The sequence below is a fragment of the Pseudomonas sp. AM14(2022) genome (genome assembly GCF_036346455.1).
Classification (GTDB): Bacteria; Pseudomonadota; Gammaproteobacteria; order Pseudomonadales; family Pseudomonadaceae; genus Aquipseudomonas; species Aquipseudomonas putida_A.
The window spans coordinates 402,684-421,785 of record NZ_JAOTNY010000002.1; the positions used below are offsets into that span (position 1 = coordinate 402,684).

A 19,102-nucleotide genomic window follows, 5' to 3' on the forward strand; every position below is an offset into this window, starting at 1 on the left:
TGTCGGGGGAGTATTCGCGCAATCTGCGGGACGGAATGCCGGGCGAATAAAATGGCGGTCCCATAAAGAGCCCGCCATTGAGTTTCAAGATTTTTAGTTCAGAGGACGGCCAATGCCGTTGCAAACGCTGGGGTTGTTGATATCGAGGTTATTGCCGGTCGTGTTAGTGACGAAGTTGGCGATGACCGCGTTCTTCCAGGCATAAGACATGGCAATGAATTTATGGGCCTGAGTCGCGACGTTGTTGCCGGGAATACTGTAGTGAGCTGCCAGAAAGGCCTTAACTTCCGCTGCAACTGCAGCATCTTTATAGCATTGGCCGAAGATGAAATTGGTGTACCCCGCCAGTTTGTAACCTTGCGTCGGATTGGCTACCACAGGCGACCACCTGGCCGGATTACCCGCATCAGAGAATGTGACCGGTGGACTTAAATATGCCAACGCCGCCAGGACATACGGATTCGTCGGCTGGATGCCATTGATGCGAGCAACAACCGCGTTGCTGGTTGCATCAACGTGGTCCGGGCCGGCATAACCGATGGAACCATCGACAGCGTTTACGGCCTGCACAACATCCTGGTCATATTCCACCGCAACCCAATTTACGGGTATTGAGGAATAGGGTATGCGTGCGACAGTGAATCGCGCATCGATCGCGAACTGCGTTGGGCAGATCGAGTTCAAATGGCGGGTTAGTATCTCCGTATCGCCACTCGCCTCCTTCTGGAAGACAATGCGAATAGCAGTGGTGTCCGAGGTGCCCAGTAGAGAACCCCACGTGGTTTTACTACCCGAAAACACCTCGCACAGCTGATTATCAGACAGGTTCAGCGCAGTCTGGCCAGACTTTCTGTAAGGGATAGCCACCGACGTGATAACCGACGGCAGCTGGATCAATGGACCGTATGAAGCACCATATTGCCTGGAATAGGTCAAAAGTTCCGAGGCAGTCAGAGTGGAGTCACTGGCCGCAAAATGCACCGTCCCGGTTTGACCCAACCGCATGGGATCGTTAGTCAGAAAGGCCTGTTTTCCGTAGCCGCTTCCTGCTGCGGCGTATTTGAAGGTGGCCGGCAATATGCTGTCCCCCGAGCCCGTGTAGAGTTTCGCCGGGATGGTTGCTCCCCCTCCGATCACCGTCACCGCCATCACCTGCCCCGAAACCAGCGCCGCCGACACCAGTGCGGCCACTCCAATACGTTTGAACATGTTCAATCTCCTTATCGAATGCCCCCCAACGGGAGCCAAAAAAAATGACAGCCCCGAAGGGCTGCCACCGTTACAGCTGACTAAACCAACCTGCTTACAAAGGACGACCGATAGCGTTGCAGACGCTGGCGTTGTTGATGTCCAGGTTGTTGCCCGAAGTGTTGGTGATGAAGTTGGCGGTTACAGCGGTTTTCCAGGCGTTAGGCACGGCGACGAACTTGTGGGCCTGGGTCGCAGTGTTGTTGCCCGGGTTGCTGTAGTGCTGGGTCAGGAAGGCTTTGACGTCCGCGGCCACGGCTGCATCCTTGTAGCACTGACCGAAGATGAAGTTGGTGTAGGCAGCCAGTTTGTAACCCGAAGCCGGGTTAGCAACCACTGGCGACCAGTTGGCAGGGTTTGCAGCCTGGGCCGGGGTCGAAGGAGCGGACACCGACGACAGTGCGAGGGTGACGTTGAGCGAAGTTGGCTGAACGCCGTTAACGCGAGCAACAACAGCGTTGCTGGTGGCGTCGACACCGTCCGGACCGACATAACCGATCGAGCCGTCAACCGCGTTCACGGTAGTGGCGACATCAGAAGTGTTGGCAACGCCGACCCAGTTCGAAGGCAGTGCCGAACCGGCTGGCAGACGAGCGTTGGTGAAGGTCGAGTTGGTGGCGAACTGAGTCGGGCAGACCGAGTTCAAGTGACGGCTGAGGATTTCCGAAGTGCCGCTGGAAACGTTGCGGTAGACAACGCGAATCGGCGTGGTGTCGGTGGTGCCGAGCAGTTGGCCCCAAGTGGTCTTGGCACCGGAGAACGCATCGCACAACTGAGCGCTGGTCAGGTTCAGCGCGGTCTGGCCGGCTTTTTTGTACGGGATGGCAACCGAAGTGGCCACCGACGGCAGTTGAATCAGCGGGCCGTACGAAGCGCCGTAGGTGGTGTTGTAGGTGCTGATTTCCGCAGCGCTGAGGATCGAATCGCTACCGGCAAAATGCACGGTGCCGGTGGTGCTGAAGCCGGCCGGGTTGTTGGTCAGGAAAGCGGTCTTGCCGGCACCGCTGCCCACGGCAGCGTAACTGAAGTTGGCTGGCAGGATGCTGTCGACCGAACCTTTGTACAGAGCGGCTGGCAGAGTGGCGCCACCACCGGTAACGGCCATGGCTTGAGTGGAAGCCAGGGCGGCGACGGTCAGGGAAGCGGCGATCAGAGTGCGCTTGAACATGAAGAATCTCCTTTTCAACGATGGTTGTGAACACAGGTTTTCAGGGGTCTTGCATGACGCTGAAAGACTCACCGCTGACCTTCGCAAGCGGGGTCCGTGGTTAAGTCGCACTGAGAAATTCGCATCTTGCGGTGACAGATAAAGGAAAAAACCTCGGGAGCTGCGCGGGGTTTTTCAGGGAGTTTTCTCGGGTGTTTGCGGGGGATTGAGAGGGGTCTGGATCAGCGGTTTGGCGCAATCAGGCTACAGCCGTTGAAGGCTGGTTGCAGATGACAGAAAGGAGAACCCGAGGATGGTGCTTTTGAGGGTCGGGTGATGCTGAAGTCCTGGTAAAAAAGTCTGAATTATTTGTTGTTCTGACGGGCGCCTTCGCGAGCAAGCCCGCTCCCACAGGTTCTTGTGTTGTGACACATATTGCATTAACAACTCTGTCCCCTGTGGGAGCGGGCTTGCTCGCGAAGAGGCCAGACCAGGCGACCTCGGAATCAGCTACTGCACCAACTGGTTGATCTCAATGATCGGCAACAACACCGCCATCACAATCACCAGCACCACCCCGCCCATCACCACGATCATCAGCGGTTCGAGCAACGCGGTCATGCCCATCGCCCGCCGTTCGATATCGCGGGACAGCGTTTGCGCCGCACGTTCGAGCATCGGCGGCAGTGCGCCGGTTTTCTCGCCGCTGGCGATCAGGTGAATCAGCACCGGCGGAAACACGTTTTCCACCCGCAACGCCGCCGCGAGGTTCACCCCTTCGCGAACCTTGGCCGTAGCGTCGCTGACGCTAAGGCTGAGTCGATCATTGGATAACGTCTGCCGCGCCGCCTCCAACGCGCGCAACAGCGGCACCCCGGCACCGCCGAGAATCGCCAGGGTCGAGGCGAAACGTGCGGTGTTCAGGCCCAAGACGAAACGCCCGATCAGCGGCAACTTCAGCACCCGATGATGCCAACTCAAACGCGCCGCCGGATTGCGCAGATACAGGCGCCAGCTCCAGAAAACACCGGCGATCAGCGCCGCACACAACCAGCCCCACGCCCGAATGAAATCACTGGCGGTGAGCATCGCCAACGTCAGCCCCGGCAAGTCCTGCCGCGCTTGGGAAAACGCACTGACCACCTGCGGCACCACGTAACTGAGCAGGAAAATCACAATGCCGATCGACACCAGCCCGACCACACCCGGATAGATAAACGCGGTGAGGATCTTGCCGCGCAGGTTGTTGCGTTCCTCGATGTAATCCGCCAGCCGCTCCATCACCTGCGCCAGATCGCCGGACTCCTCTCCCGCAGCGATCAACGCGCGGTAGACCTCCGGAAAATCCCGTGGCCGCGCGGCCAGCGACTCGGCCAGACGCATGCCGCTGCGCACATCGGCGCGCACTGCGCTGAGGGTATGGGCGATGTGTTTTTTTTCGGCCTGCTCCACCGTCGCACTGAGCGCAGCCTCCAGCGGCAGGCTGGCGCCGAGCAGACTCGCCAGCTGTCGGGTGGCCCAGGCCAGGTCGTTGTCCGACATCCGCGCACTGAACAAGCCACCGCCGCCATGCTGGGCGACGTTGCTTTCCTTGTGCACCGACAACGCGGTCAAACCACGGCTGCGCAACACGCCAAACGCGGCGCCCTGACTGTCGGCTTCCAGATACCCGGACTCGATCTTGCCGGTAGCGTCGGCGGCTTCAAAACGATAGCGATTCATCAGGCGTCCCGGGTCACACGGAGGATTTCTTCAGGGGCGGTGGCGCCGCTGCGAATCCAGCGCTCACCGTCCTCGCGCAGGCTGAACATCCCGGCCTTCGCCGCTGCCGCACGCAAAGCCTGCTCCCCTGCCCCCTGGTGAATCAGGGTGCGGATGTCGTCGTCGATGCAGAACAATTCGTGAATGCCGGTGCGACCGCTGTAGCCGGTATGATTGCAGGCGGCGCAGCCCACCGGGCGCCAGGTGCCCGGCGCTGCTGAATCTTCCTGTTTGCACTCTTTGCAAAGGCGCCGCACCAGCCGCTGGGCCAGAACGCCGAGCATCGACGAAGCGAGTAGAAACGGCTCGACACCCATGTCGATCAAGCGGTTGACCGCCGACACCGCGTCGTTGGTGTGCAGCGTCGCCAGCACCAGGTGCCCGGTGAGCGACGCCTGCACTGCGATTTGAGCGGTTTCCAGATCGCGGATTTCGCCGATCATGATGATGTCCGGGTCTTGCCGCAGAATCGCTCGCAATGCCAAGGCAAAGGTCATGTCGATCTTGGCGTTGACCTGAATCTGACTGATCCCCGGCAGGTCGTATTCCACCGGGTCTTCGACGGTGAGGATGTTGCTGGTGCTGGCATCCAATCGCGCCAGCGCGGCATAGAGGCTGGTGGTCTTGCCGCTGCCGGTGGGGCCGGTGACCAGCACGATGCCGTGGGGCTGGCGGATCAGGTGATCGAGTCTGGCCAGCACCTGCGCGTCCATGCCGAGGGTTTCCAGGTGCAGACGCCCGGCCTGTTTGTCGAGCAAACGCATCACCACGCGTTCGCCATGCCCGGTGGGCACGGTCGACACGCGAATATCGATCGGCCGCCCGGCTACGCGCAAGGCGATGCGGCCGTCCTGCGGCAGGCGTTTTTCGGCGATGTCGAGCTGGGCCATGATCTTGATCCGCGACACCAGCGCACCGTGCAGCGCCTTGCGCGGCGAAACCACGTCGCGCAGGGTGCCGTCGACCCGGTAGCGCACCACCGAATGGGTTTCGAACGGTTCGATATGGATGTCGCTGGCCTCATCGCGTGCGGCCTGGGTGAGCAAGGCGTTGATCATGCGGATCACCGGCGCGCCGTCCTGGGTGTCGAGCAGGTCGGTGATTTCCGGCATGTCCTGCATCAGCCGATCGAGGTCGACTTCGTTTTCTGCTGCGCCAACCACAGCGGCGGCGCTGCCGGTGTCGGCGTAGGCCGTGGCGAGCAGGCCATCGAGTTCGTCGTCGCGCACGCGTTTGAGCGACGTTTCACCGAACTGCCGCCGCACCTCGCTGATCGACCAGCCGGGGGTCGATGGGCACACGGTCAGCACGCCGTCGCACAACAGAATGCGCTGGGCCTTGGCCCAGGCGTAGGGAAGTGAACTCATCTCTTGAGGCCCCCCAATTCCCCTGTGGCGAGGGAGCTTGCTCCCGCTCGGGGGCGAAGCCCCCGTAAATCCGGGATGCAGGGTGTATCTGGAAGAATGGGGTTGCAGGTTTTGGGTCTGCTGCGCAGCCCAGCGGGAGCAAGCTCCCTCGCCACAGGAATATCAACCAGATTCAGAGTGTGTCTCATAACGATGGCCCCGACTGAATCGGCACCGCTTTGATGGTCGCGCGGGGGCCCGAAGCCGGAACTGGGCTCGGCACCCCCTGCGCCGCCGTCGGCAACTGCGGCGCCTGCATGTCCGGCATCGCCCAGCTGCGTTCCGGTTGCAGGCCGCCCTGGGCGCGGCGCATGAAGTCGTAGCGGTTGAGGGTGATGCTGCGCCCCGCTTCGCTGTCACGGATGATGTACGGGCGCAGGAACACCATCAGATTGGTCTTGGTGATCGCCCGGCGTTCATTGCGAAACAGTGCTCCGATCCCCGGCAACGTCCCCAGCCATGGCACCGCTTCGTTGCTCTGGCTGTAGCCGTCCTGCAGCAAGCCGCCGAGGACCATGATCTGCCCGTCGTCGAGCAGGATGCTGGTGTCGATCGCGCGCTTGTTGGTGACGATTCCTGCCGACGTCGCGCTGGCCGACGCGCGTTCGTCGATGCTGCTGACCTCCTGATAGATATCGAGCTTGACCGTGCCACCCTCGGAAATCTGCGGCCGCACATTCAGCTTCAAGCCCACCTCTTCACGGGTCACGGTCTGGAACGGGTTGTTGCTGGTGCCACCGCCACCAGTGACGTAGCTGCCGCTGACAAACGGGATGGTCTGGCCGACAAAAATACTCGCCGCCTCGTTATCGAGGGTCAGCAGGTTCGGCGTCGACAACACGTTGGTGCCGCCCTTGCTCTTCAGCGCCCGAGCCAAGACCTTCAGGTCGAGAATCTTGCCGATGCCGGGGATATCGACCGTGCCGTTGACGTAACCGAGGTTCAAGCCCTGGGGCAGCACATCGAGACTGGTCTTGCCGTTGAGGTTGATCCCCGATCCGCCAAGGTTGGCCCCGCCGATCACACCTTTACCGCCGAGATTGCCGGTCTGCCATTGCACGCCGAATTCGCTGGCATCGTCCTCGCCGACCTCGACGATCAGGCTCTCGATCACCACTTGCGCACGGCGCTGGTCGAGCAAATCGATGACCTCGCGCAGGTTGCGATACAACGGCTCCGGTGCGGAAATCAGCAAAGTGTTGGTGGTCGCGTCAGCCTGAATCGTCACCCCGCCGGCACTGAACGCGACGTTCTGCTCGCTGGCCTGATTGCCGCCGCTGCTGGTCGAACTGCTGCCCTGCGCGTAACTGCCGCCGGTGCTGCCAGTGCTCGACGTGGTCGAGGTGTTACCGCTGGTTTGCGTGCCACTCTGCGCACTCGAACCGCCATTGTTGTTGCCGTTGCTGCCCATGGCACTGAGCACCGAGCGCGCACTGTCGCTGGTGCCGCTGTCGCTCTCGCCAGTCAGCAAACCGCGCAACGCTTGTGCCAGTTTCGCCGCTTGCGCGTTACGCAAATAAACCACGTGCAGGTTGCTCGGATTGCTCTGCGCGTTGTCGAGTTTGTAGATCAGGTTGCGCGCCAGCTCGGTGCGCTCGGGGCTGCCGGCGCGGATGATGATGGTGTTGGAACGCGGGTCGCCGATCACCGCGATTTTCTGCGTTGGATCGTTGCCCGGCGCGTCGAGCAGATCCGCGACCATCGGCGCGATGTCGGCGGCGATACCGTTCTGGATCTGCACCACATCGGTGTCAATCGCGCTCGGGGTGTCGATGGTCTGAATCAACTGAGCGACGCGCGTGAGGTTCTCGGCGTAATCGGTAACCACGATGGTGTTGTTGCCGGGGTAGGCATTGATCGGGTTGTTCGGCGACACGATCGGGCGCAACACCGGAATCAAATTCACCGCGTTCTCGTATTGCAGGCGGAAGGTGCGGGTGAGCATGCCGTTGCCGGCGGGTTTGTCCGGGCTGTAGATCGGCCCGCCGAGCAGTTTCGCGTCAGCCTCCGGCACCACCTGCGCGACACCGCCGACATCGACCACGCTGAAACCCTGCATGCGCAACGCCGCGAGCAGCATGTCGTAGGCCTGGCGTGCCGGCACCTGACCTTCCGAGACCAGCGTCAGGCTGCCCTTGACCCGAGGGTCGACCAGAAACTGCTGGCCGGTGGAACGCGACAACGCGCGCACCACCGCTTGAATATCGGCATCGACAAAATTCAGCGTCACCGGTTGATCGCCCAGCGGATTGCTCGGCAGTGTGCTGCCGCGTGGGGCGCTGCCACTGCGTGCACGTTCGGTGATGTTGTGCATCTGCCGTGGTTGCGGCGCCGCTTGTACCTGGGCGCGCTGACGATCGAGCAGCGCATCGCCGCTGCGTTGGGTGTTGGCCAATGGACGGCCGAGTTCGCTGTCCACCAGCAACGGCGGCTGGTTCGGCGGCGTGGTGGTGTTGCTGCACGCGCTCAATGCCATCAGCAGCATCGGCAACGCCATGCGCGCCGGTTTGGATCCTGACCCCTTCATGAAGCTTCCTTAGCGCCCAGCGCCTGATCCATGCGAACGGTGCCTGACAATGTGCCGGCAGTGACTTCGGTCGAAGCGTTGTCGGCGCGTTGCAGACGGGCCTCGACCACTTGCAGAGAAAGTTGTGCCGGGTTGCTCAACAGCCAGTCGAGCACTGCATCGGCCGGCGCCGCGTCGAACGTCAGCTGCCAGGCGCCAGTCTCCCCGGCCTGCAACTGGTAGTGCCCGGCCAGGCCGCTGGCCTGCAGCGTCTGTTCAAGAGACTGCGCCAGGCTCTGCCCGTCCGGGCGCACGCTGACCTCGCGCAACAGCACTTCCAGCGCTTCAGTCTGCGCGCGCAACTTCGGCGTTTCGCTTTGCCAGTAAGTGATTTTTTTCAGCGGCGGCTGGATCAGCGCGACCCACACCAACAGCGACAGCAGCACCACCGCCATGCCGCCGACCATGCGTTTTTCGCGCAGGGCAAGCGCTTGCCAACGCGCCTGAAGCTGCGCGCTGAAACCCTGCCAGCGGGCGCGGTACAACGCGAGCGATGCCTTATTCATCTTCTGCTCCGCTGTCGTCGGTGCTTTCATCGGGAGTGGTGACTTCGTCGCTCGGGCGCAGCAGCCAGCCCTCATCATCGGCCGTCGCACTGATCCCGACCTGGGCCAATGCGGCTTGCCAGTCCTTGTCCTTGTCATTGGCGCTGCGCCGGGCATCCGCCAGCAGACTCAACTGCAAGGTGCCATCGACAAACGTCAGGCGCTCGACCGTGCCGGCCATGAACGGCATGCCACTGCCGGCCTGCAACACCAGCCGATTAAACGGCTGCGCCGGATCCTCCGCCGCGCCCTTCTGCCGCGCCGCCAGTTGCTGACGCGCCTGCTGCAGCGGATTGAGGATCACCGGCAACTCGGGAAAGGCCTGCTTCACCCGCTGCGCCATCTGCATCTTGAGCTGCTGGCCCTGACTGGCTTCGCGGGCGGCATACAGGTTCAAGCCGATGACCCACACCGCCACCGCCAATCCGCACAGCCCCAGCGCCCGGCCCCAACCGCGATGCTCGCTGCGCTGCTGTTGCACCGCACCCTGCAGGCCCCAACCCGGCAACGGCCCGGTCCAGCGTTGCGCCTCGGCCATCGGCAATTGCGCATCCGGCGGCGGCGTCGAACCGATCCAGTGCAGCGGCGTGCCGCAACTCAGCAGCCAATCACCAATCTCCTCGTCGAACAGCGGCTGCACCCGGGCCACCTGCACGCTTTCACGCAACAACAAATGGCCGTCCTGCCGACAGGCCACCGTGCCCGGCAACACCGGCAAGCGGTACGCCGCCGGGTACAAACCGCGCAGATTCAGCCCGGCCTGCTTCAGCAATTGCCCTAGATGCTGCAAGCGTTGACGCGGCGCCCAGGCGATCTGCACCTGCCCCGCTTCATCCCGCGAACTGTGAGCGATGTGCATGTCATTGCAGTCGCCGAGCATCAAGGCCTGCGCCGCGCATTGCACCGCCGCTGCGGTCTTGTTCGCTGGCAACGGCGGCAGGTCGATGCTCGCCAGCAGGCTGTCCGCCGGGTGCAGAAAAACGCTGAGCGGTGGCTGCTTCGGTAGCTGCCCCAGTTGGCTAAAGGTCTGGCGCTGCTCACGAATGACCTGCCCCTGCCGATCCAGCCACGCGCAGTCCAGCTCACTGTCGAGACTCAACTGCGCCAGTGGCGGCAGTCCCACGCGCAACTGACTCATACGCCCACCCGCGACCAGATCACTTGCGGCAGACGATCCTCGCTGCGATGCAGCAGCGCATCGAGACTGACCCGCCGCTGATCACGCCGCGCCTCGCCGCGCAGGCGAAACCAGTCACTGGTGATGCCGACCTTGACGCTGGTCAGCTCCAGGTTTGGCATGCGCAAGCGGTTGACGAAATCGCCACGGTTGATGAACCAGCGCCCGGCATCGCGCTCATTGATCAGCACCTGCGCCCGCTCCAGCGACAACCCCGGCACATACGCGGCCAGCACCGGCGCGGTGGCGGTATTGCCATTGAGCCAGGTGGTCGCGGGGATCACCGTCAGGTACGGCGCCAGTTTGCCGATGACCACATCATTCACGCCCTCGACGCTGCGCAGATCCTCGACACTCCGCAGCATCGGCAACTTCGGATTCTGTGGTTTACGCGACGCATTCGGCGAAGTGCCGCGGCCACTGTCAAAGGCGTTTTTGCTCGCGGTGTTTTCGGCAATCTGCGGGTTCAACAGATACGGATAAGAGCCGATCACCCGCTGACTGATGCGCTGACTCAACCCGGCGCTGATGCCGATCAACGCGCAAAGCCGCTGAAACGCCTGCACCTGCGCCTCATCGATACGCTCATTAGCCACCAGATTGCGCAGGTTGAACTTGCCCTGCTCATCCTCCAGCCGCCCCTCGAAACCCTGCGCATTCAAGCGCTGCGCCCACGGTTGATCGAGCCGGGTCAACGGATCACGCTGCCGCGCATCCCAGAGTAATTGCCGGCTGATCTCCAGCCCGCCGTGCAACACCCAGCGCCCCTGCACCCGCTGCTGATCCGCCTCCAGCGCGCGGGTCGAAACGCTCTGCCGGGTCAACATCCCCGCCGCAATCACCGCGACCACCGCCGCGATCAACAGCGCGCTGATGATCGCCATCCCCTGCTGGTTCGATTGGCTATTCATCACCGGCCTTACAGCTGCCAGGAACCGATATCGGCATTCACACCGTCGCCGTCAGGCTGACCGTCGGCACCGAGGGAAAAGATATCGATCTCGCCATTCGCGCCGGGATTGAGGTATTGATAAGGACGACCCCACGGGTCATTCGGCAGGCGCTCCAGGTACGAACGCCAGTTGCTGTTCTTCGCATCCGCCGGCCGCTCCACCAGCACTTTCAGACCCTGAGTCATGCTCGGATACGTGCCGTGATCGAGGCGATACAACTTCAGCGCCTGCATCAAACCGCCGATGTCCTGCTTCGCCGCCGTGGCCCGCGCCTGATCCGGCCGATCCAGCACCTTGGGCACCACCATCGCCGCCAGAATCCCGAGAATCACCACCACCACCATGATCTCGATCAGGGTAAAACCCTGCTGCCCGCGGGGCATTCGGCTCGGTCGTCCGGGCTGTTTGAACTGCGCGATATCCATCTCGACATTCCCTTGGCTTGATTCGATTCGACGCGCAGTGTTGCAAGAAGATATGTCAGGGATGTTGAAAATCCTCGGGAGTTTTCGTCGTCAAGCCGTCAAGGACGCGGGTTAGGGTCGAGGGCTGTGTTTTGGCTCTGAGCCTTATATGCCTACGCGCTCCCGAGAAAACGGATTCACCCTGATTGAAGTGCTGGTGGCGCTGGCGATCATTGCCGTGGCGATGTCGGCGGCTGTGCGCGTGGCGGGGTTGATGACGCAGAGCAGCGGGATTTTGCGGGATCGTTCGGTGGCGATGATTGCGGCGCAAACCCGCATGGCAGAGCTGCAACTGGAAGGCCGATTGCCGACTGGCGTGAAAGCTGTTGATTGTGATCAGGGACGCCTGCTATTGCGCTGCGAACAAGCCATCGCCACAGCCGAAAACGGCCGATTGCTCAAGGTCGGCATCCAGGTCTTCAACCGCAACCAGGACACCCCGCCCCTAGCCCGCCTGGAAACCCTACTAAATCGCCCCCTGTAGGAGCTGCCGAAGGCTGCGATCTTTTGATCTTGTTTTTTAAACTCAAAAAGATCGCAGCCTCCGGCAACCCTACACAAACATCTCAGGCAACAAAAACAACGCATGCCCCACACGATATCCGCAATCAGCCTGAAACCCTGTGGGAGCGAGCTTGCTCGCGAAAGCGCCAGAATGAACACCCGATCAATCACCAAGTGTCCCCGACACCTACATCACCCCGGCAACTGCAAATTATCCAAAGCCCGATTCACCGCCAACTCCCCCAGCATGATCAACTGCGCAATCCCCGCCAGCGCGTGCCGCTGCGACACCGGCACCAGACTGGCAACGTTCTGCGCAATGGTTTTGGCCGACGCGAGCGTCTCACTGGCATCGACCAGCAATTCTTCGGTTTTGTTGTCCGCCGTCACGGCATACATCCCACGGTGTTTACGTGGCGGCGGCGTGGAACCGGGCGGACAGAGGTAATGGTCGAGCGCGCGGTCGGCAGCTTCGTGGAGTTTTTTGGAATCGATGGATTCGTAGGGGGAAACCGAGGCGGTTTCGGGTGGGTTGGGTGTTGGTTTGATCATGAGTGAATCTCCAAATCATAGAAAAAGAGCCATCATCTTTCGCTACCAAACGAAGGGGTGGTGGCCATACGAAGGTTGGTAGACCGGTGACTTGGAAAACCGGCGCGCCCGAAGACGCCCTGCGCATGGCCACCATAAAAACACAGCCCCAGAAGGGCCTGTGTCGGGTGACGCTATGCGCCAAGTCTAAGCCGGGCTACCAAACCCGATCGCTGATTCGTCAGCGACCGAACCACAATAGAACCCGCCCCCGAGGCGCACAAGCCGGCGGATTCTGGCGTAGCTGTAGGCAATGGCGCAAGGATATGTAGCCTGAGAGAGTGTCTGGAGATGTTTTTTTAAACGGTGGTGTTTATCGAAATCCCACCGCGTCACCTCCCCCCTTAAATAGATACGTCCCTATGCTCGCTTACCTGGGTCTCACGATAGGCCTGAACGTGGTCAGGTTCGACACATGTTCATCCGTACCCATGTTTTGCTCGCCTACAGAGCTTCCAACTCACGGCGTTATCGTTTCACAAACAAGATCCTGAGGCGCACCATCCTTAAATGGAACAGTACATTTTTTTAGAAACTCGGGTGCCGGCTCAAGTGGCATTATCTCAAACAAGAAAGTCAGCTTATCTTCTTGAAACTCCCCCTTTTTCAATTCAACTTGAGTGTATCCGTCGAGAAAACTTTTGCCGTCAATGGAGCACAGCTCTTTTTCTTTAACTATTTTCCCGTTACCCCCTGGCACAAGCGATTGCACCCGTATGCACGGAGAATCGAATGTCCTCAAATATCTCACGATATATTTGCCTACTTTCCCTGCATCTGCCTGGTAGACCCGCTTGTAGTCAAACTCAGCCGCCGTCGCGGATGAAAAGCAAGCCAAACCAAAAAGCGTGTAGGCTGCGAGACGTAAAGTACGCATTAATTACTCTCCAAGTAACGATTTCTTTCGGCGAACCTGTTTGGGGGCACGCCTACCCAATTGCTATGCTTCGACATTTCTAGTTTTACTTTGGTCAAATCATTATCAGTAAACGGCCTTTGAATGAACTTCCTGGATTCCACGTGATAGTCTCCGCGGTATCGGAGATCTACAATGACGTCCTGAATTTTTTTATTAACGGCATCCCATTGCAAGACACCATATTTCTCTACGTTGCTGATTACACCTGAAATCCTGAAAATGTCTTTTTTCATGAATTCGTAGACAGATATGAATAACAAATATTGTTGCTTTCGCGTTATCACATGCTTTCTGATTTCTTGGCTTGCATTATCTAAATATGTTTTTGCAGCTTGACCATGCAAGCCTTTCGCCCCAACCAACCAAGATAAGAGAGGCTCTTTAACTCCGGCATTAACTAAGTCCGCCCTTGGATCAGCCTGTTGACCTAGGTCGTATCCTCGACCTATCGTCACCCCTGACACACCTTCTGGCCAGTGCACGACTCGGCTGAAATAGCGATGAGCAGGATGACCAGCATCTTCAAAGTCGTTCCCCTCGACATTGAACGTTAGTTGTCCGTAAGGCACCTTCAGCCATTTCAAATCATTATCATCGGCCGGACAGGTGAAGTTCCCAAGCAATCCCATTAAATGAAAGTGCCATGCTTTCCCATCAGGCGATAAACCAGCGTCTTTCCACCACGATAGTTTTTCGATTCTTTTTTTCTCATTCGCCCAGTTTTGATTCGGCTGTGATGGAGAATGGTTGAGCAGAGGATCGAGCTCGTCCCACTTTTCAGCGTTCCAAAACCACTCACTTTCATAACGTGTCATGAGTTGCGATATTGATTGAGCATGCCAGAGCTTAGCCAATGCAGAGTGAATCTCTTCGACACTAAATTTATTGTCCTTATTAGTATCTACGATATCGTAGAGCCTTCGCTTTACGGGGCCGCTATCTGCCTGGCTAATTTTGGCACGATAGTTTTCTCGCTCTTCGTTACTGAGTAAACCTCGCGTATCCAGAAGATGGGCAAGATGCTCAACCGGCTTCCCGCTCTCCTCGATAAAATCAAAACCCTTCCACTCCCAAGGACTATGACGAGTAGTAATCAAGTCCTGCTCACCAAGCCAGCCATTGATCGGATGACCTTCCGCGTCTTCGAGTAAGTTGTCCAGACGCCACCAGCGAATAGCCTGGGCCGGCGTGCTAACGGGAATAGATTTATTGTCTGACAATTGATAGGTTGCGGGTAGATCTTCAAGAACCCGCTGAGGAATTATAAGATCGACTCCAATAACTGACCCTTCCTGACATATATCAGGTGGATTGTTGGCGTTAATACCGTCCTTATGCTTAATCAGCCGACTCGCACCCTTATGGATTTTTAGTAGTGTTTTTTGTTTATCAGCCAGAGTTTTTGCATGATTTCGACTTTTAGCGATAAATGCTGGTACGTCGTCACAGCTAAAAACCTCTAAATGCAGGAGCGACTTTGATTCACTGTCACTGACGTTTTGATAAGGTCCTAAATGTCCGACTACTTCGCCCGCCTTGATTTCGTATGGTTCTGGCAATAGATGAAAAGAATCAGTAATCGGCTTGCTTGGTTGCGCTTGCAAGGCACTAATAGCTACGTAGCCATGAATATTTTTAGCACTGTCAGCTGCAAGCGGTAAGGTATCTACGCCCTCGGTGAGACTGCTGATTTTCCGAAACTCTCCACTGCCGTCTTCCAGAGTGAGCTTCACTCCTAATGGCAAGACGCCTGTTATCGAGTTTTTTTGTTTCCCCTTTGACGTTTTATAGACATTCAACCCTTTCCCAGGAAGCAACGCCGAATTCGAGTCATTGGACCGTACAGACACTAAATAAGTATCGGGACCAGCAGCCTCCAGCTCCCCGGTGTAAACCCATGCCTCACTAACAGTTTCAGGAATGGAATTCCCCTCGATTACCGCGCTCAGCTTTTTCCACTTTTCGTTTGGGGCGGCCGCTGACTCCGCAGTCCTGATTTTTACACCTTTGGGCAACATAGCATTTTTGATGCTATGGGCGGCCGTACCGGGGGCTCCAGCCCGAGTGTTCAACCCGAGGAAATTATCGACAGACTTTTCTGCTTTTGGGCTGTAGGTCAACGGCCCAAAGAGCGCTGGAGGCAGAGGTGCATCCTGTTTCTGGTAGCCAGCCCAATCAAGCAGGTGCATGTAGAGGCTGTAAAAAATCAGCTCCCCAACGGGTGGCGCGTCCTCATCTTGATCACTCTCTTGGTTCGGTATCTCGAGTCGGTGCCGGACAAGTACAAGTCCTGTGGAGTACGGAGCTTGTACAACACGCATATGGTCATCGAAATACTCTGTGACGGGGGCAGTCTCGTCGACTCGATATGCGATTACCTCTCCGTCTGCGATGCAACGTACTGAGGATTGATCGAGGACATCTCCCGTTCCTCCATCAAAATGAATTCCGCCATGCCAGGAACCATTAGTACCCATCGGATAGAACCCGCCGTGGGCCTTAGCCAATGCTTCATAGTATTGCTTGGGATCCTGTGCCTCGGCGTGCTGATTACCTGCTCGCTTTAGCTTGAACGGATATGCCCAGTGTTCGACCTTGCTTTGCTTTTCCATAATTTAATCTTGCTTTCCATTTCCTTTGGCCCGCTCGGTTTTTGTATCAAGCTGTTTTGACCGTGACATTCGTGAGGGGCGCCGATATTAAAGGCATTGGGACCCCCTGAATACCCCTTGTGAAACCATGCTGAGCCGACTTAATCGTATAGGATTCTCCTTCGCTGGCGGAGCCGGTGGGTCACGAGAAATCTGGCAGAAGAATTACCATCTCCCCCATGACCTCACACCGAGTGTCCGGGCTTTTGTCGAGCTACAAATCGGCTAAAGGAAAAATCAAATGAAGGCTTCGACCCTCATATTTTTCGCTCTTTATTGCATCGGTATCAGCACAGCGATTGCCGATGTCTCACAGACGTCTAACGACAAGCACGGGCCAGCAGACATCGTCGTCGGTGAACGTTTAGTGGCGGCCAGGGCCAAGCTAATCAAACAAGACTGGAAGCCGACGCGGATGCATACCACCGATGGCTATGAATACAGTGGCGTGGAGAAAGAACTGGCTGCACGCAAGTTCTTCGAACTGGCCACCTGCTCCTTTGATAGCTCGCGTTGCATCTTGTACTACTCGAAGAAAGCAGCTTGCTTGCGCGTCGATACCATTGGCGAGCAGTTCAATGACATGACGGTGACGCGATGGACCCGTGAATGTCCTGAAGCGACTCAATAACCACACGAAGACGGCACGGTAATAATCAACTGCTCCCACAGGTTTCAGCGTTGTACACAACATCTGCAATCAGCATAAAACCCAGTGGGAGCGAGCCTGCTCGCGAAGGCGCCAGAATGAACACCCGATCAATCACCAGGTGATCCCGACACCCGCATCAACCCGGCAACTGCAAATTATCCAACGCCCGATTCAACGCCAACTCCCCGAGCATGATCAACTGCGCAATCCCCGCCAGCGCTTGGCGCTGCGACACCGGTAACAGGCTGGCGACGTTCTGCGCGAGGGTTTTGGCCGAAGCGAGTGTTTCACTGGCATCGACCAGCAGCTCTTCGGTTTTATTGTCCGCCGTCACGGCATACATCCCACGGGTTTTACGTGGGGGCGGCGTGGAACCGGGCGGACAGAGGTAATGGTCGAGCGCGCGGTCGGCGGCTTCGTGGAGTTTTTTGGAATCGATGGATTCGTATGGGGAAACCGAGGCGGTTTCGGGTGGGTTGGGTGTTGGTTTGATCATGGTGAAGCTCCTTGATGACTGGAGCCGCCACCGTTCGCGGTCAAACAAACAGGGTGGCAGCTGTACGCGGGTTGACCGACCGGACATCAAGGAATCCGGCACACCCGAAGGTGTCCCACGCACAGCCACCGCGACATGATTACAGACAATGCCTGAATACGTGCAGAACGCTGGCGCGCCTTGATATTGGGCGGACGGTCAAATCCGATCGCTGATTCGTCAGCGACCGAACCACAATAGAACCCACCCCCAAGGCGCACAAGCCGGCGGATTCTGGCGTAGCTGTAGGCAAAAGCGCAAGGATGTGTAGCCTGGGAGAGCGTCTGGAGATGTTTTTTTAAACACCAGCGTTTATCGAGACCTTACTGCGGCACCTCCCAATTACACTCCGTCCCCCTTTTTTCTATTGATCAACCCCACTCAGTCGATTGCTCACCACTGCGCTACACCAGCAGTAACGAAGAAGCTTCGCAGCTTTGCCAGTCCTTCCGTCATCAGGTGCGCATCATCGTCGCTCACGGCTTTGGAACGACAATCTTCCAAGTTCAAATTCCTGACTAATCGGGCCAAAGCGTAGGCTTCGGCTTGCTCAAATTCGGCATATACCGTCTGCCCGGTTCGTGGATTGTCAGCAGTTATAATCAGATCAGGGCTATCGCTCATACGGCTTCCTCTGTGCTGTCCTAGAGACCGGGAATTTCTTTGAAGGCCCGGCGAACCGGGCCGAATGGGCAGAACCCTTTACGATTTGGCCCACGCCAATACCGACTCTTCATATACCAACAAGTGCCCGCGCTCGGCGATTAGCTCTTCCGCAGCCACGCGGCACTGAGCTTTCAGCTCATCCAAAGTAATGCCATGCATCTCAGCAACACCGGGAGCGACCTTGTCAGCACCGCCACCGTCTCGTAGCTTGAGAAACAGCAAGTGATGCAGGGGAAGATCTTCAAATGGTTTTTTTGGTGCGTTCGTTTCGTTATCAGTCATATCAAGTAGCTCCTAGCTCGGGCGCTGAATAGTGCCCCTCTCTACTAACCTTGCGCCGGTTTTAGGCCAGGGCTTGGCATGCTTCCACGTTAATTAAATTTCGTCTTCAATCAGGGTGAAATTACCGCCCAGGATGGGACTGCGCTCTGCGGCGCCGTCGAGCCGACGACCATCAGGCAGGCTCACGACGGCGCGGATCAGACCGTCGAGTGGCGCTCGATCCGTCGGGTCGTCGAATATCACCGTCCACTGACGGTGCTGCATCTTGAATAAGGTCACAATAATGCCACTGCACGAAGCGGACTTTTCGCCACCGTGGGAGTTGTAGATGAATGTCAGATCGGCGAGACCGAAGTAATCCATGGTGCGTATCCTTTTTTTGTAGCGGGTATTGCTCAGCGAGAGGGATCTTTCCTACTGTTGGGCGTTGCGTACCTGACGACTTGCCTTTTCGTTTGCTTCGCCGATTTCATTGCCTATCGTCTGAAGCTCATCTGTAGTGATCAGCCCTCCGGCACGAATGGCAAACAAAGCTGCGTTTGCACGATGGTGATAGGCACGACGTTCTTCATCATCCGTTTGCTCGGAAAGGATGGCGATTTCAGATCGCACATATGCGATTGCGCTTTGCTTGTTTTCTACATTCATTCAATGGCCCTCAATTAATTGTGAAAATCGCGCCGCTTCTATGTCATCGGCCGGCCATCACAATGGCCTTGGCCAACCCTAGAAACAGTCCCAGCTTTGTAGGACTGGGCTTGTTGGATTGCTGGGCGGCAGAGTCGCGCCTATTCCAGAAACTCGTCATCATCCAATGAATGATCTTCTCCGTGGGAAGGGTTTTCACAGATGTTGCCGTCGCTTTGGCCGGTGATCAAAAAACTTCCGTCACGCTCCCCAGCTTTGGCGCATGCATCACACCAAGTCTCTGGATCACTGCTACCTTGCCCACGCCCCGGTAAACCTTGTTTCATCGTTTAACTCCAGCATTTAAGGTACGTTAGTTGCGCTTTGGTACTGACAAAGCCCGCAACT

Annotated in this window: 20 protein-coding genes; 2 read left to right on the forward strand and 18 right to left on the reverse strand. The window is 58.0% G+C overall.

Features of this window, described 5'->3' with window-relative positions:
- Positions 1–93: 93 nt before the first annotated feature.
- The 9 genes from V3W27_RS05375 to gspG form a co-directional block, all read right to left on the reverse strand.
- Positions 94–1,209 (reverse strand): substrate-binding domain-containing protein, encoded by a 1,116-nt coding sequence (locus V3W27_RS05375; protein ID WP_330206100.1) that lies wholly within the window; start codon positions 1,207–1,209, stop codon positions 94–96.
- A 94-nt stretch (positions 1,210–1,303) separates the two neighbouring features.
- Complete coding sequence (locus V3W27_RS05380; protein WP_330206101.1) at positions 1,304–2,416, reverse strand: substrate-binding domain-containing protein; 1,113 nt, start codon at positions 2,414–2,416, stop codon at positions 1,304–1,306.
- Between the two features lie 489 nt (positions 2,417–2,905).
- Complete coding sequence (gspF, locus tag V3W27_RS05385; RefSeq protein ID WP_330206102.1) at positions 2,906–4,117, reverse strand: type II secretion system inner membrane protein GspF; 1,212 nt, start codon at positions 4,115–4,117, stop codon at positions 2,906–2,908.
- A complete protein-coding gene (gene gspE / locus V3W27_RS05390; protein WP_150368437.1) occupies positions 4,117–5,523 on the reverse strand; it encodes a type II secretion system ATPase GspE in 1,407 nt (468 codons plus the stop codon). The genes gspF and gspE overlap by 1 nt, the downstream gene beginning before the upstream one ends.
- Before the next feature lie 184 nt (positions 5,524–5,707).
- Positions 5,708–8,089: a type II secretion system secretin GspD gene (gene gspD / locus V3W27_RS05395; protein ID WP_330206103.1), complete on the reverse strand. Its 2,382-nt coding sequence runs from the start codon at positions 8,087–8,089 to the stop codon at positions 5,708–5,710.
- Entirely contained in the window at positions 8,086–8,634 is a 549-nt protein-coding gene (gspM, locus tag V3W27_RS05400; RefSeq protein ID WP_027613120.1) for a type II secretion system protein GspM, read from the reverse strand. Before gspM ends, gspD begins: the two co-directional genes overlap by 4 nt.
- Positions 8,627–9,811: a type II secretion system protein GspL gene (gene gspL, locus V3W27_RS05405; RefSeq protein WP_330206104.1), complete on the reverse strand. Its 1,185-nt coding sequence runs from the start codon at positions 9,809–9,811 to the stop codon at positions 8,627–8,629. Before gspL ends, gspM begins: the two co-directional genes overlap by 8 nt.
- Positions 9,808–10,761, reverse strand: coding sequence for a type II secretion system minor pseudopilin GspK (gene gspK, locus V3W27_RS05410; RefSeq protein ID WP_330206105.1), 954 nt, complete (start codon positions 10,759–10,761; stop codon positions 9,808–9,810). The genes gspL and gspK overlap by 4 nt, the downstream gene beginning before the upstream one ends.
- Positions 10,762–10,769: 8 nt before the next feature.
- Positions 10,770–11,228: a type II secretion system major pseudopilin GspG gene (gspG, locus tag V3W27_RS05415; RefSeq protein WP_041062388.1), complete on the reverse strand. Its 459-nt coding sequence runs from the start codon at positions 11,226–11,228 to the stop codon at positions 10,770–10,772.
- Between the two features lie 148 nt (positions 11,229–11,376).
- Between gspG and gspI the strand changes: the two genes are divergently transcribed.
- On the forward strand, positions 11,377–11,751 hold the full coding sequence (gene gspI / locus V3W27_RS05420; protein ID WP_330206106.1) for a type II secretion system minor pseudopilin GspI: 375 nt from the start codon (positions 11,377–11,379) through the stop codon (positions 11,749–11,751).
- Positions 11,752–11,963: 212 nt separating this feature from the next.
- Here gspI and V3W27_RS05425 read toward each other — a convergent pair whose 3' ends face one another.
- The 3 genes from V3W27_RS05425 to V3W27_RS05435 all read right to left on the reverse strand — a co-directional run bounded on the left by V3W27_RS05425 (position 11,964) and on the right by V3W27_RS05435 (position 15,893).
- Positions 11,964–12,323 (reverse strand): DUF6124 family protein, encoded by a 360-nt coding sequence (locus V3W27_RS05425; RefSeq protein ID WP_330206107.1) that lies wholly within the window; start codon positions 12,321–12,323, stop codon positions 11,964–11,966.
- Between the two features lie 499 nt (positions 12,324–12,822).
- Entirely contained in the window at positions 12,823–13,239 is a 417-nt protein-coding gene (locus V3W27_RS05430; protein WP_103486696.1) for a hypothetical protein, read from the reverse strand.
- A complete protein-coding gene (locus V3W27_RS05435; RefSeq protein WP_330206108.1) occupies positions 13,239–15,893 on the reverse strand; it encodes a hypothetical protein in 2,655 nt (884 codons plus the stop codon). Before V3W27_RS05435 ends, V3W27_RS05430 begins: the two co-directional genes overlap by 1 nt.
- A 280-nt stretch (positions 15,894–16,173) precedes the next feature.
- Here V3W27_RS05435 and V3W27_RS05440 point away from each other — a divergent pair, with 280 nt between their 5' ends.
- Positions 16,174–16,563, forward strand: coding sequence for a hypothetical protein (locus tag V3W27_RS05440; RefSeq protein ID WP_330206109.1), 390 nt, complete (start codon positions 16,174–16,176; stop codon positions 16,561–16,563).
- A gap of 157 nt (positions 16,564–16,720) precedes the next feature.
- Here V3W27_RS05440 and V3W27_RS05445 read toward each other — a convergent pair whose 3' ends face one another.
- The 6 genes from V3W27_RS05445 to V3W27_RS05470 all read right to left on the reverse strand — a co-directional run bounded on the left by V3W27_RS05445 (position 16,721) and on the right by V3W27_RS05470 (position 19,041).
- The gene (locus V3W27_RS05445; RefSeq protein ID WP_330206110.1) at positions 16,721–17,080 is read right to left on the reverse strand and encodes a DUF6124 family protein; all 360 of its coding nucleotides are present in this window, start codon (positions 17,078–17,080) and stop codon (positions 16,721–16,723) included.
- A gap of 432 nt (positions 17,081–17,512) precedes the next feature.
- The gene (locus V3W27_RS05450; protein WP_330206111.1) at positions 17,513–17,743 is read right to left on the reverse strand and encodes a DUF7706 family protein; all 231 of its coding nucleotides are present in this window, start codon (positions 17,741–17,743) and stop codon (positions 17,513–17,515) included.
- Between the two features lie 78 nt (positions 17,744–17,821).
- Positions 17,822–18,067 carry a hypothetical protein gene (locus V3W27_RS05455; RefSeq protein ID WP_330206112.1) on the reverse strand — a complete coding sequence of 82 codons (246 nt, stop codon included), beginning with the start codon at positions 18,065–18,067 and terminating at the stop codon, positions 17,822–17,824.
- Positions 18,068–18,160: 93 nt separating this feature from the next.
- Positions 18,161–18,430 carry a hypothetical protein gene (locus tag V3W27_RS05460; protein ID WP_330206113.1) on the reverse strand — a complete coding sequence of 90 codons (270 nt, stop codon included), beginning with the start codon at positions 18,428–18,430 and terminating at the stop codon, positions 18,161–18,163.
- 51 nt (positions 18,431–18,481) lie between these two features.
- Positions 18,482–18,715, reverse strand: coding sequence for a hypothetical protein (locus tag V3W27_RS05465; RefSeq protein ID WP_330206114.1), 234 nt, complete (start codon positions 18,713–18,715; stop codon positions 18,482–18,484).
- Positions 18,716–18,855: 140 nt separating this feature from the next.
- Positions 18,856–19,041, reverse strand: a complete 186-nt coding sequence (locus tag V3W27_RS05470) for a hypothetical protein (protein ID WP_330206115.1) — start codon at positions 19,039–19,041, stop codon at positions 18,856–18,858.
- Between the last annotated feature and the right edge of the window lie 61 nt (positions 19,042–19,102).